The following is a 14827-nucleotide window of genomic DNA, read 5'->3' as shown; positions in this document are numbered from 1 at the left end:
AAGGAAAAGTGGTGACGAAATTCGTCGACTAGTGACGCCCCCCGGTTCGCCTGGATCAGACGCCCCGCGGGAACATGTGCGGTTCTTGATCGTTGAGCAAACGCGTGCCGCATTGAGCCGGCCGCCACTGACTATAACGATCGAAAAGCAAAACCCTTGGCCGCCGCCGCATGGAATTGTGGCAGATTTCTAAGCCGTCGGGTCGGTCGCTCCGTAAAAAACGCAATCGCGAATCCCCTGCTGGCCTCGTCGTTTCCCGCTGCAAGGCCATGCTCGTTGGCCTGGACGCTTCACGATCGGAGCTCTGGAGAGATATTCGCAACTTACAAATTTTTAGCAGCGTACAAGTTTCTCGTACGTACAGCTTTCTCATACGTACAACGCAGGTTACTCACGTTTTCCACTCGACTCCACGATAAGCTGTGCCGAGGCAGTGAATTCCCGGGTGAAAACTGGTCCGGATGTGCTGATTGGTGCAAATCTCAGTAACACAGGGTCAAAATCGGTCGGTTCGATCAATGGTGCCGAACAATCGTCGTTGCCAAAGCCGTCCAATTCCGAAGCCGGCAACGCGACCGGCAACGCACTTGACAATGGCAACCTGACAAAAAGGCGAAGGGAATAAGACGAAAAAGACAAGGAATGATCTCGTATGTCAGCCCGCGCGTCTTGCGCGGGGTTGCCCATCCGTTTCACCCACGTAGTCTATCCGGATTTGAGGCCTAACGTCAAATTAATTGCCGTTTAAGATGCCTTAACGTCTTCCCCCTCGGCTGCGTTCGACGGAAGCTCGACCGCATTCGGCGGAAGCCTGAACTGCTTGAAGACCCACCCAGCGACTCAACATCAACCTGCAAGGTCATCGATGGATCTATTTGACGAGTGTTCCGTTTTGCTGCCGTCGGCAACGTTGGACGATTTCCCAACCGGCGGATCTGACTCGGACGCCCGCAGTTTGTTGGCCGGCTGGACCGTTCTGTGGCACCCGTTGTTGCTCGCCCGCACCGAGCAATTGCCGACTTGGTATCGGGCCGACGCGGCGCCGGCGCCTGACGGCCCGCGGTTGATCGTCGTTCCCGATCCTTCGCTTGCGATGGTTCCTGCCGATTATCGTCGCAAGTGTGACGTCAATCCTGGTTGCCGATGGATCACCGGTGGCAGTCGCCAAGAAATGCTGGAAGCAATTTCGATCGATGAACTCGTCGCCGGCGATGAGCCCGTCAACCTTCAGCCGCTTCGCCACAAATCGCGTAGCATTGCCGTCGACGATTTTTATGCCGCCGGTTATCTGTCGCTGCAAATTCAAATCATGACGCGGCGATTGCGGTACACCAGCAACCTCGACGAATTGCACCTGCAAGCTCGGATTGTCGAAGCCGCCAAAGCATTCTGTCGATCCGACGCCGATGCGGCCGCCGAGGCACTGCACGACGTCTATGATTCGCTCAGCGAGGAACGCGATCACTATTTCTCTAGCGACCCCCACTTGGTGGACCTCACGCTGTTAACCCCAGCCGTCCTCCGTGATGCGATCGGAGCCGGTTGGATCGAACGGCTGCGATCCGAATCGACAGAGGACAACGAGGCCGACGGCGTGCTGGGAACACCACGCAATGTCTTGATCGACGGCAACGTCGCCGCGGCCATCGTAGCGGAAAATCGATCCGATTCTGACTCAACTATCTTTCAAACCTTTGTCGAAGCGATCGCATCGCCGACCATTGGTTGGGCCGGGGGCGGGCCGGCATCCGGGACCACCCACGGTGATGATTCGATCGGCAGCGACTCGACGGGTGTCGCGGTGCGATCAAACTGTTTGGACGCGATGACGATGTCCGAAGCGATCGAGGCGTTTCGAGAAGGCACCGAACTGGCCCGTGCCGCGACCAATCAAACACCGACCGCGTACGCACGGCTAAGCGGCAGCACTCCGGTCGATCTGGTTCCGTCGCTCGCCGCGCTCGGTTATCGCGGCGTAATTCCAATGGACTTTACCGGAGGCACGGGATCGGGCGAGGAATCCAAACTGCTGATTCAAAGCGGCAACATTGAAATCGAAGCACTGACGGCCAAGCCGGTCGATGCCTCCAGCGATGCGGCCTACCTTTCGATCGGCGCCCATCTGGGGGAAGCGATCGACGGCGGTGAAGTCGCGACGGGGTTGCTGGTCCATTGGCCCGACCGAGTCTGCGACAGTCACCGGGACTTGGTTCGAGCGGCTTCCTGGAGTCTCGCACTTGGCCGTTTTTGGACCATCGATCGCTACTTCACCGATGGGGAGCGGCCCTACCATTCAGGTCACCTTGCCGCCGTCTCCCCCGAAGCCGCCGATTCGATCACCGCCGATCTCGTTTCGTCTGACGCACCGAACGATCGTCTGGCGGCAATGGCCGATCATTTCGCCGCGACGATCGGCGAGGAGTCGCGACAGGTGATGCGGTCGGTCGCCCATTTAATCAAGCCATCACTTGCCGAGGGTGAATCGCACGTCGCGGCGCAAACCGCGATCGCCGCGGCGATCGGTGAATCGGCCGCCGGAGATCAACCAAATACGCTGACAAAAGACGTCGCTTGCTTTAATCCCCACGGCAATGCCGCCCGGGTCCAGGTGAGGTTGGACGGGGCCCCGGATGATGCCGACTTCGTTTATGGCGTTTCTGCCGATCCAAAGTCGTCGCCCAGTGGGAACCCCTGCGTCGCAACCGTTGACGTGCCGTCGCTCGGTTTCACTCGGCTGCACGGCGGCAAACCGATCAAACGTGGTGGCCTGCTTAAACGCATCACAGGGACATCAAAGGGAATCGCCGAGCCGGGGATCTTGCGCAACGAATTCATGGCCGTCACGCTGAGTGAAGATAGCGGCGGCGTGTCTGGTGTTTATAGCGCGTCGCGTGGCAATCGAATGTCGATGCGACTAAATGCCGGTGATTCACTGGCCGGGGATTCCGACGGCGGCAAAATGATTTGTCGTGAACTGAAAACCGAGGTGTCGAATCCGGCCGAAGGCGTCATCGTCTCGTGTGGGGACCTGTGCCGAAACGATGGTAAGCCGATCGCGGCGTTCGAGATTCGATACAAGTTGCAACGTGGGAGTCGCTTCTTGGAACTCGAAGGGACATTGACGTCGAAGCTACCGCCGGAAGACGCGGAGGGATTCTTCAAGCGATGTTTTAGCGTGCGAACCGCAGTCGCCGGAGAAGCTTCGATCATGCGAGCTTTGGTGCGTGACAAAATCCATACCACGAATTCCCGCCGGATCGTTTCGCCACTGGGAATCTTGATCGACGAAGCCGAGAAGCAAACCTTGGTGTGCGGCTACGGACTGCCGCTGCATCGCAAAGTCGGCGACCGTTTCTTGGACACCGTCATCGGCCTCGCGGGAAGCCGCGAAGAACGCTTGACGTTTCGCTTGGCGTACGGTTTCGATTGTCCGCAACCGATCGCTGCGGCACGTGGATTGATCGCCCCACCGGTCATGATTCCGTTGGCCGCATCGGGCAACAAGAAGACTGACCAGGCATGGTTAGTTCACACCGGATCTCCCGACGTTCAGGTTACAAACATGCGAACGGCCCGTCGCCAAGATGGTCGACTCGCCTGCCGGATGACGCTGGTTCAATCGCGTCCCAAGAACGCGAAGGTCAAACTGCAGTTTGCGACGTCTCCTCAAGCCGCCTTTCATGCCGACGAAGCCGGCATCGAACGTTCGCTGGACCAGTTGCCTGATTCCGTTCGTTGCCAAGACGGCGTCGTGACGTTAGGTCTAACGTCGCACGAAGCAGCCGACTTGATCGTGATCTTTGACGCTTGATGACAGGCGTAGCGCTTCTTGTTGAAATCCGGGTAGCGAAGGGCATCTTGCGGTTTCTATCAACCGCAAGTGTGATCCGAGGCTCCGGCAAGCGGCGCCGTGTCCGCGTCAATAGTCATCACGCCGTTAGTATTGCCGGTATAGTTTCATCGCCAGCTCGGTCATGTTGTCGACTTTCATTTTTTCGATCACATGCTTGCGATGGCGATCGATGGTTTGATAAGTCACATGATGAAGACTGGCCAGCTTGCGTGAAGGCACGCCTTTTAGCAGCGCCGGCAACATCTCTCTTTCTTTCGGCGTAAGCTTGCCGAAGCAACTGCGAATCTCACAGAGTGAATCCACGCCCCTGCCATCGGAGCGAAACGCTTCTTCGACCGATTCGATCAACTGGCGACGTTCGATCGGTCGATTGACCAGATCGGTGAAGCCACAACGAAAGGCCATTTGCAACGTTTTCTTCGATTGATCGGCGGAAACGCCTACCATCGAGAATCGAATTCCGTGATCCGCAAAATAGCGAACTTGATTCAACATCTCTTCGCGTTCGTGGTCAAAGTCGACCAGCAAACATCCCGGCCGAAACGAACTGAGTCGGCGGAAAACCTGCTCCCACGAATCAACTTCCTTACATTCAAAAGGAAGCGCATCGGGAAGCGAAGCGATGTTAAAACGGTCGTTTTGAAGTACCACAGCGAATGGACGAATGCCGAGCGTAGCACCCGTCTCCTGACTTGCTTTGATCATTACTGCCCCAGATCGAAACAAATATCGCGATTGTCTAAGTATTTTTTATGGCAAACCTAGTCGCAAAAAAAAGGAAAATAACGAGACGTCCGGCTGCAATTGCCCAGTGCCGCCAGTGCCCCTAACGGTTGATAGGGACATTAGCGAACTGGGCTTTAGAAAATCTAGATCAATTTGTAGAAAAAACTCCGGCGTGTTTCGCGCCGGCTTTTTTTACACGTATGTGCCACCTTACCGATGGCCTACGGCAACCTATTTGGCGAACCGATAAATGCACTCGCCACGCGGGCTGTTGGTCATGTAGTAGACCTCGCCGCTTTCGTCTTCGCCGAACGCAAGCACGGGGATGCTATCCGGTACGACTTCTTCGTTCGCGGTTGCTTTTCCCGAATCGTGATCGTAGGTCAACGCCCAGATTTTCCCGGTGACATAATCGGCGTATAAGTACTTTCCGCTCAATTCACCGACGCGTGAGCTGTTGTAAACGCGTCCCCCAGTGATCGATCGACCGATGCGGTGATCGTACTGCCAAACCGGATCGATCGGGGCGCTGGTGCCTGCGACGGTATCGCGATTTCCGAACGGGTTCGTGCCTTCACGATTGCTCCAACCGTAGTTGCCGCCTTTGGTGACCAAGTTGACTTCTTCCCAAAGCTCTTGGCCGACGTCGGCGACCCACAGGTCACCGGTTTGACGATCGAATGCGATTCGCCATGGGTTTCGCATTCCATAGGCATACGTTTCGGCATGCAAACCATCGTTACCGACAAAGGGGTTGTCGGTTGGAATTCCGTATGGCTTGCCATCGGTGGTGTCATCGACGTCGATCCGAAGGATCGAACCGAGCAGCGTCGAACGGTCTTGTCCGTTTGCTTTCGGGTCGTTGCGATCGCCTCCGTCGCCCAGGCCGATGTATAGGTAGCCGTCGGGGCCGAATTCGATGCTGCCACCGTTGTGGTTTTTATAGGGCTGGTCGAGTTCCAACAGGATTCGTTCGGATGCCGGATCGGCGACATTCGGATCGTCCGACTTCATCGTGAATTCACTGACGATGGACTTTGTTTCGGTGGGGTGTGTGTAGTAAACGTAGAACTTCTGGTTGTCTTTGAATTCGGGATGCAGGGCCAATCCCAGCATGCCTTCTTCGTTCCCACCGGGGCTTTGCCAGTCGGCAACCTTACCACGTTTGTCGAGCACGAGGTGGCTCTTGGTCACGTCGGATTTATTTTCGAAAGTCCAAATCGCACCATACTGCGACGCGGCGAACAGACGGTTCGTGCCGTCGCGTGACGGGGTCAGTTCCAAGATACGAAGCGGACGAATTCGACCGTTGTCATCGACCGGTTCCCATTGATCCCATTTCAGGTTCGGGAACGCGAGTTCGCCTTTGAGTCCCAATTGTCCGTCAATCGGTTGCGGCACCGAACCGTCTTCGGCGAGGCGACGCACTTTGATGTTTCGGTAGGAAACCAAGTTGCCGTGGTCCTGCAAGCAGATGTGTCCTTTGCCAGCTTTGCCAAAGCCATCAAATTTTGCGAACTTGCTTGCCGCAACGCGATTCTTCCAGTCCTTGCCGCCAATTTTGAAGGTGTAATAGCGAACGCCATTCAAGCAGACTTCGCAACCCTGTGGCGCGATCCGTACATAGATCTGGTTCCACTGTCCGGCCGGGCGCGACGCGTCGACGGGGGATTTTTCGGTGGACCAAGAAGGAACTTGCGGTTGATAGAGCTGGTACAACCAACCAGCTTTCTGAGGATCGTGTCCGTCGATGTTGTCTTGGACTTGAATTTCGGGGCCGCTGTGCCAAGGACGCGGGTTGTCTTCGGTGACATGGAACATGACACCACTGTTCCCGCCGGGGCTGATTTTGTAGTCGACGAGCAGTTCGAACGCGTCGAATTCTTCTTTGGTGATGATGTCGCCGGCGCCTTTTTCCGATCGTACCAGTGCGCCGTCCTGGACTTTCCATCCATCGCTGATCGAATCCTTTTGATAGTTTCGCCATGCGTCGGTCGATTCACCGTCAAACAACAGTTTCCAACCGCTTCGCTGTTCGGCTTCGCTAAGCGCGTTGACGTCGTCGGCTAGGACCGTCCCGGAAGAAACGGTGCTGAACGCTAACACGGCTAGCGGCAACGCCCGCCGAACGGATGACAGCGACGCCAAGGATCGTTGGGCCGCCGATAAAAACAAATGCATACCTGTCTCACCGATGCAGAAAGGAAGTGTGGGAGTTCATCGTAGGCCGGCCATTATTGCCGAAAAGCCCCCCGCCACAACAATTTCAACGGCGAAAAGTCTGCCGGACCGACAAAAACCGAGCGGTCACATTGGTCGGCGGACATTCAATTCCAGGATGCCCATTGTCGCGTCACTTCCACCATCGCCGTGGTGATCTGGCTAAGGTCGTCGGGACTGATGACCAGCGACGGCGTGGTGTAGATGCAATCCCCGAACGGACGCAGCCAAATCCCGCGGTCGAGAAAGGCTTGTCGCAATCGATCGACGTGATCCAGGCGATCGACTTGCAGCACCCCGATCGCGCCTTTGACTCGAACGTCGACCACCCGATCGATCTGGCGGCACACACCCAGTTGATCGCTGAGTTGGCGTTCGATCTCGCGGACCTGCGCGAGCCGCGGTTCGTTTTCAAAAAGATCCAGCGACGCATTGGCCGCCGCACAGGCGAGCGGGTTGGCCATAAAGGTCGGGCCATGCATTAGAGCGTCACTAGGGTCATCGCTGAAAAATGCGTCGAACACTCGGTCGCTGGCGATTGTCGCCGCCATCGGCAACATCCCTGCCGTCAACGCCTTGCCGACACAGATGATGTCGGGAATAACCGCGGAACCTGATGTCACAGGACTGTTTTTATCGAGGTTCTGGTTTTCGGTTCCTTGCACGGCGAACATTGTCCCGGTGCGGCCGAAACCGGTTGCTAACTCATCGGCGATCAGTAATACATCGTTCCGGCGACAGGCCTCGGCGATCGCCCGCAGCACCTTGGGGGAATGGAATCGCATCCCCCCGGCGCCTTGGACAAGTGGCTCAATCACGACGGCGGCAAGTTCGTCGCGGTGGTGACCAAGTGTTTGATCTAGCTGTGCGAGGGCGACGTCGTCACGCGGTAAATCGAGGTGCAGTTGTTTAAGCAGGCCATCGCCAAAGCTGGCGTGCATGCTGCGGTTGGGATCGCACAATGACATCGCGCCGGTCGTATCACCGTGATAGGCATGATGAAATGCCAAGAATCGGGTGCGACCGGGCTGGCCATGGTTCCGCCAAAATCCGATCGCCATCTTCATCGCAACTTCGAGCGCCACAGATCCGCTGTCGGCAAAAAAGACGCGGTTTAAATCCCCCGGCAGGATCGCCGCCAAACGCCGGGCCAGCCGGAGTGCCGGTTCGTGGTTAATCCCGCCGAACATGACGTGTGGCATCAGCGACAGCTGCTGCTCGATCGCATCCACAACGGCAGGGTGGTTGTACCCGTGACAGGCCGACCACCAGGATGCCAGACTGTCGATCACCGTGCGGCCGTCGGCAAGGTGCAGTCGAACGCCACTGGTCGATCGTACCGCAAGCGGCAGCGGCGCGGTTTTCATTTGGCAATAAGGCATCCACAGATGATCGTAGCCTTCAATTTGCCATGCGGGATAGTCTGACATCGCTTCCGATGATAACGCAGGTCGGTGGAAAGGACGAAAGCCCTGGTGGCTGTTCGCTCGGCGGATCGGCCGACAACCGATGACGCGGGGGCTTCAACAGAACCGTGGCTAACGCCATTCGGCTGATCCTTAATACAGAGCGTTATGCGGCCGAAAGCCTCGGCGGCTTCCGCTACCGCTTACATTGGCCGAGCATGCTACATGCTGATATTCACGATGTCATTGAAGAATACGAACACCATCAGTGTTAGCAGCATCAAGCCGCCGGCGAGCGTCAATTTGAACTCGATCTCTTCGTCGACCCGGCGTCCTCGCACCGCTTCGTACAACAGGAACAACATGTGTCCTCCGTCGAGCACCGGAATGGGCAAGAAGTTCAAGATCGCCAAGTTCATGCTCAGCATTGTCAGGAACAACAATTGAATTGGGATCCCACGTTCGGCCTCAATTCCGGCGGCTTGAAAAATCCGAATCGGGCCGCCGACCATGTTCGCCGAAACTCGACCGGTAAAGGCCATTTTGAGGAAGCGGAGCACATCACCTAGGCGGTGCTTGCTTTCACGAAGCCCGAGTGAGACCGCTTCGCCGAACGAATCGGCGATCCGAATCGATTTGTATGGCTGGAGTGCAAGTCCTCGGCTGAAGCGAACCTGTTCGGTATCGGCAGCGACTTGAATCGTCGACTCGATAATCTTCTGGCTTTCACCGCGAGCACAACGCAAGCGAAACTTGGTTCCCGCGGGCAAAGCCTGGATGGATTCGAAGAAACTCCATGAGGTCGATTGATTGCTGAACTTCCAGGGCTTGGACAGTTCATTGACCAACGTGCTGTAAGGTTCTTCCTTGAACTCCGCGGGGAAATCGTTTTCGGCAACCAAGACGATTTCTTTGAGCACATCGCCGGGCTGAGGCAGATCGCCGTCGACCTTGAGCGATTGGTCAAAGGACGCGATGACCGACGAGACTTCAAAGGCGAACCCGTACGCGTTCATTGCGGCAACGTGGCGTACCAAGTCGAGCGGGTCGCTCGTTTGCAGTGAATCGTCAGGCGTGATGGTCAGGGTTTGTTCGCTGTCGCCTCGCTTCACGGTGAGATTGACATCGGTTTCTTCGCTTAACCGCAATAGCAGCGCGCCGATATTGAGTTGCTCAAGACCTTCGACGGCAACGATTTGATCGCCGACCTGCATGCCGGCCTTTTCGGCGGGGCCACCGTCGACCAGGGCCGTGATCGGCCCCGGTTTGACTCGAATCCCGACCCACTGGCCGTACTGTGCCGGCAGTGTCACGGTGTGTTCGGAGCCATCGGTGCGTTTGAGCACCAATTCGATCGGTTTGTCAGGGTTGGAGTACATAAAATCCAACAACGGCAAACTCGGCACGTCGGCCTCATGATCGATCGCGGTGCCGTTGAAGGAGACGATCGTCGCACCCTTGTCTTTCTCGCTCAGCACCTCTGCCGCAACTGATTTCGGAACACCAATTTCCTTTTCATTGATCATCGGCCGATGTGCCATGATGACCCCAATCAGGCGATGGTTTTCCTTGCCGGGGATCGACATCATCGGCAAGTTCATCTCACGGTTTTCGTCGCCATATTTCAACGTCACCGGCAGGGATTGTTCGCTATCCTCCAGACCCGAATGCAAGACCTCCATTTGCATATCACGAAACCGCATCAGGTCATCGGAAACTCCGGCAACCGAGACAACCTTCCCGCCGGGTTGTAAATCCGCTTGCCATGCCGGGCCGCCGGGTGCGACGCTTCCGACAATCGTCGGAGTATAAGGAACGCCATAGAAAAACGCCGCGGCGGCGAACATCACGCCGGTGATCACGTTCATAAATACGCCGGCGCTCATGATGATCATCCGCTGCCAAACCGGTTTGGCCGGCAAACTGCGTGGATCAAAGTCCTCGCTACGCTCGAGTTCTTGTTCGTCCGCGTCTTCATCGACGGGGTCCTCGTCGGATTCTTCAAGCTGTTTGGCACGCTCAGATTCCTGTTTCAGCTTTCGCGGGTCGTCGTCTTGGCCAAGCATTTTGACGTAGCCACCGAGTGGGATCACGCCGATGCCATACTCAGTTTCCCCGTAACGAAACTTTGCCAAAGCACTCGGCAACTTGATCGGGCCGATCTTCAATGGTGGGTCGAAGCCGACGTAAAACTTCTCGCACTTCACCCCAAACGTCTTCGCGGCGACGAAGTGTCCGAGTTCGTGGACGAAGATGACCAAACCAATCCCGACGACGACGCGGGTCCAGAGCAGCGTTTGAGCCCAAATTGCCTCCAGCATGGAGGGTTCCGCTTCGGCAAACACGAGAAGCAGGTCGGTTAGCATTGCGTTGTCTTGTTTTGAATCGAAAAAGGAATGGAGGGTTCACGCCGCCGACGACGGCGAACCGCTAGCCGAATGGTCTCAATGAGGGGGCCGGCGGTGTCGATCGCAGCCCCAGCCGATCGAGCCCCCCAGCAGATCGCACCGGAGCGTCGACCGTTAGCCGACAGTGACGCTTCGGTCGAGTCAACAAATTGTGTTGACTTGATCCGAGCATCGACCCGCCGCTGGCCGCCGGCGTCAACACGCCGTTGCGTTTCGGTACGAACGATCCGGTGGTGTTCGTATTATTCCAGCAAATCTTGGCAGCGGCCACGGGTAGCGAAACGGCTGGCGCCAACGACAGCCAACCGTTTCGATTCGCGTAAAGCGGAGCGGTCGCCGGGAAATCAGGCAAGAGGGGTATCTTTGCAGGTTCTGCCTCAAACGCGTAGACCAATCAGTCTACGTTACCGGTACAGAGACGCGTTTCTTGGCGAGCCCAGCGATCCAATTCCAGCAGCCGCGACAACGTCGGACTGGGCTCAAACGTGTGACATTCAAGCACTTTTCGTGCGGTCGGGACGATTTGGTCGAAGCGGATTTTTTCATCCAAAAACAATTCGACCGCCACTTCGTTTGCCGCGTTGACGACGGCTCCGGCGGTCCCCCCGCAGCGGGCGACTTCGAATCCCAACGCCAACGCCGGAAAACGATCGAGATCGGCCGGCTCAAGCGTTAACTCACTCGGTTGACGAAAATCAAGCTCCGGGGCCGGACAGGGCAGCCTTCTCGGGTAAGTCAACGCATATTGGATCGGCATCCGCATGTCCGGCGGACTCATTTGCGAGAGCACCGATCCGTCGACAAATTCGACCATCGAGTGAATGATTGATTGGGGATGGATGACGACTTCGATCTGATCGGATGAAACGTCAAACAGCCACCGGGCTTCGATGATTTCCAAGGCTTTATTCATCATCGTGGCCGAATCAATCGAAATTTTGGGACCCATTTGCCAAGTCGGATGGGCGAGCGCGTCCTTGGGGGTCGCGGCAGCCATGGCTGACTTTGAAGCCGAGCGAAACGGACCCCCACTGGCGGTCAAAATCAGTTTTCTCGGTTTGGCGTGCGAGCTAGCGATGCACTGAAAGATCGCTGAATGTTCACTGTCGACCGGCAACAAAGCCCCGCCGTTCTGAGCGAGCTTTTTCTGGACCAAGTCCCCGGCGACGACCAGGGTTTCCTTGTTTGCCAAGGCAACGCGTTTTCCCGCCTCGACCGCTGCCACGGTACTTTCCAGGCCTGCGCGGCCGACGATCGCAGCAACCAACACGTCGACCTCGTCTGCCCGCGCGACGTCGACCAGGGCGTCGGGGCCGAAACGAACGTTCGATCTGTCCAGTCCGGCGCGACCGAGTCGATCGAGTGCGGACGGTTCGGAAACGGCTTGCCGGTCGGAAAAAACTAATCGTTCGGGGATACGGCGACTGTCATTACAGCCGGGAGTCACGCCGCGATCGATCGGGGAAGAACCGTGATCGGGACTTGCGGCAAGCGTCTCGACAATTTCTAGCAGGCCGTCAACGTTTCGGTGCCCCGAGGCCGCCCACAGCCGCCAACCAGACTGGGGGTCCAGCCGATTTAAATTTTGTAAGACGTCGACGGTTGCCGTCCCGATGCTTCCGGTCGTCCCTAGCACGGCGACGTTCGTGACGGACCGGTTCTGCGGCCGGTTTTCGGAATCGGTTTCGGCCGGTTGGTAGTTCGTCACGCTCTCACTCAGATCCATTGTCGTGTTTGGGCAGATAAGGAAAACTTCAACGCAGGCCTATCATGCACCATGGCTGCCACTGGTACGACCCGACCTTTCGTCACAACGGATCGTGCGTGGGTTGTCTACTTCCTTGACACGTCGAACAATGGGACGTATCGGACAGTCAGTCGACTAGGCTTGTCTCACATCCATTATTGTCGTCCGGCGATTCGTTCCTTTCCTGCAAAGATTGCCGAACAGACCTCATTTGATTCCGACCGACATCAATCGTTTCGGATCACTCCCGTTGAATCGGATTCCCCTCGTTGATTTGGACCGCTCACCGAAAAGCGGTTGTCGCATTCCACCAGTTTTTAAGAAACCATGAGTGAAAAGAAGCGTTCGAGCCGCGATCCCGAGGACAAAGAGTCGCGCGGCAAGAACTCCACAGGCAAGGATTCACGCGGCGACGGTCCTTCGCGGGAAACTCGTGGCAGCGGCGTTTGGCTAGTGATTATTGCGGTTGTCGTCGCCGTGATGTTGAGCGCGACGATGTTCAACAACAACGAAATCCAGATGCCCTATCCGGTTCTGGAGCGTTTACTCGAAGCACACGCCGAAGCAAACACCGGCGGAAATCAAGGTGAGAACGCGGGCGTCCCCAAGGTCGTCGTCGATTCGCCCAGCGATCCCAGCGAGAAATGGGAGTTCTCGGATCTGCAGTTGGTACTTCTCGGGGAAAACAAAATCACCGGGACCGTGATGTGGCGACCGCTGAGCGCCCCAGGTGAAGTCGACGACAGCGAAAACGTTCCTTTGCAAAAATCGTTTTGGACGATTCGCGATCGCAACGAAACTCAAGACGCGCGGATGGATCAGTTGGTCAGCCAATCCGGTGTCAACTGGGACAATGCCCGCCCCAATACTTTTCTTGCCGACAACTGGTTCAACCTCTTGATGTTGGCCGCGATTATCGCGATTGGTGCGATCATGTTGCGGCGGATCGGCGGGGTCGGTTCACCGATGTCGTTCTCGCGAAGTCGCGGAAAGTTGCACGGACAAGAAGACCTTTCGATCACATTCGAAGACGCCGCGGGGATCGACGAAGCGGTCGAAGAGGTCCGCGAAGTCGTCGACTTCCTGAAAAACAGCGAGAAATATCAAGCGCTCGGTGGGCGGATTCCTAAGGGCGTCTTGCTGGTCGGACCTCCCGGAACCGGTAAGACCTTGCTCGCCAAAGCGATCGCCGGTGAAGCCGGGGTGCCGTTTTTCAGTCTATCTGGGAGCGACTTCGTTGAAATGTTTGTCGGCGTCGGTGCCGCCCGCGTTCGGGACATGTTTCAACAAGCGACGAGTCGTGCGCCATGCATCATCTTTATCGACGAACTCGACGCGCTCGGCAAAAGCCGATCCGGCAGCGTCGTGGGAGGGCATGACGAACGCGAACAAACGCTCAATGCCCTGTTGGTCGAAATGGATGGCTTTGATTCCAACAACGGCGTGATTGTGATCGCGGCGACGAACCGACCGGAAACCTTGGATCCCGCGCTACTGCGTCCCGGCCGCTTTGACCGTCAAGTCTTAGTCGACCGTCCGGACGTCGCGGGCCGTGAGGCGATCCTGAAAGTTCACGTGAAGAGTGTCAAACTTGCCGACGAAGTCGACTTGCGACACATCGCGTCGATCACCAGCGGGTTCGTCGGCGCCGACTTGGCGAACCTTGTCAACGAAGCCGCCTTGCTCGCGGCACGCGCAAACAAAAATGCGGTTAGTACGACCGAATTTGATGAAGCCGTCGACCGGGTCACTGCGGGGTTGGAAAAGAAAAACCGAGTGATGAACGAGGACGAAAAGATTCGCGTCGCCTACCACGAGGCCGCTCACGCACTCGTCGCTGCTGCGCTGCCAAACACCGACCCGGTTCACAAGGTCAGCATCATTCCGCGTGGCTTCGCAGCCTTGGGTTACACCATGCAGCGTCCCGAATCGGAACGTTACTTGATGACGAAGTTGGAATTGGAAAGCCGAATGAAAGTCTTGCTCGCCGGAACGCTCGCCGAGGAAATGGTGATGCAAGACATCAGTACCGGTGCCCAAAATGACCTTGAGCGATGCACCGAAATCGCGCGCAGCATGGTGATGGATTACGGGATGAGCCGTCTCGGTCGGATTAACTATCGACGCAGCACCGGTTCGGCTTTCCTGGCTGGCGGTGGCGGCAACGGCCACTCGACCAGCTATGGCGAAGACACCGCCAAGATGATCGACAAGGAAGTCGCCCGGATTGTCGAAGAAGCTCTCGGGCAGACACGTGATATCTTGGCCCAGCGACGCGAAGTCTTGGAAGCGATCACGCAGCGTCTATTGGAGGTCGAAGCGATCGACAATACCGAGTTGATGCGGGTTATCGAAGAGACGTCGGCGGGGCCTTGGCTGGTTCCCGGCACGATCACGGAAAAACCGCGTGCCCAAATCCGCAAACCCGAAAACGATTTGGATACACTAAAGGACGCGAATTGACGCC

General features: G+C 56.9%; 7 protein-coding genes. 2 read left to right on the top strand and 5 right to left on the bottom strand.

The genetic code is table 11. The features are described from left to right. Positions 1-865: 865 nt before the first annotated feature. Complete coding sequence (locus FYC48_RS20595) at positions 866-3811, top strand: hypothetical protein (protein WP_149498686.1); 2946 nt, start codon at positions 866-868, stop codon at positions 3809-3811. Positions 3812-3937: 126 nt separating this feature from the next. Here the strand turns inward: FYC48_RS20595 and FYC48_RS20590 are convergent, their stop codons facing one another. The 5 genes from FYC48_RS20590 to dxr all read right to left on the bottom strand — a co-directional run bounded on the left by FYC48_RS20590 (position 3938) and on the right by dxr (position 12339). Then, on the bottom strand, positions 3938-4558 hold the full coding sequence (locus FYC48_RS20590; protein ID WP_149498685.1) for a LuxR C-terminal-related transcriptional regulator: 621 nt from the start codon (positions 4556-4558) through the stop codon (positions 3938-3940). A 252-nt stretch (positions 4559-4810) separates the two neighbouring features. After that, complete coding sequence (locus tag FYC48_RS20585) at positions 4811-6760, bottom strand: family 16 glycoside hydrolase (protein WP_149498684.1); 1950 nt, start codon at positions 6758-6760, stop codon at positions 4811-4813. Between the two features lie 146 nt (positions 6761-6906). Continuing rightward, entirely contained in the window at positions 6907-8229 is a 1323-nt protein-coding gene (locus FYC48_RS20580) for an adenosylmethionine--8-amino-7-oxononanoate transaminase (RefSeq protein WP_149498683.1), read from the bottom strand. Between the two features lie 197 nt (positions 8230-8426). Further along, positions 8427-10571 carry a site-2 protease family protein gene (locus tag FYC48_RS20575; protein WP_149498682.1) on the bottom strand — a complete coding sequence of 715 codons (2145 nt, stop codon included), beginning with the start codon at positions 10569-10571 and terminating at the stop codon, positions 8427-8429. A gap of 436 nt (positions 10572-11007) precedes the next feature. Further along, positions 11008-12339 carry a 1-deoxy-D-xylulose-5-phosphate reductoisomerase gene (gene dxr, locus FYC48_RS20570; RefSeq protein ID WP_149498681.1) on the bottom strand — a complete coding sequence of 444 codons (1332 nt, stop codon included), beginning with the start codon at positions 12337-12339 and terminating at the stop codon, positions 11008-11010. A 348-nt stretch (positions 12340-12687) separates the two neighbouring features. Between dxr and ftsH the strand changes: the two genes are divergently transcribed. Next, positions 12688-14823 carry an ATP-dependent zinc metalloprotease FtsH gene (gene ftsH / locus FYC48_RS20565; protein ID WP_200836658.1) on the top strand — a complete coding sequence of 712 codons (2136 nt, stop codon included), beginning with the start codon at positions 12688-12690 and terminating at the stop codon, positions 14821-14823. The last annotated feature ends 4 nt before the right edge of the window (positions 14824-14827 follow it).

It is taken from the genome of Roseiconus lacunae, assembly GCF_008312935.1.
GTDB classification, from domain to species: domain Bacteria; phylum Planctomycetota; class Planctomycetia; order Pirellulales; family Pirellulaceae; genus Stieleria; species Stieleria lacunae.
The sequence above is the reverse complement of the archived record's forward strand: the minus strand, read 5'-3'. Positions and strand labels throughout refer to the sequence as shown.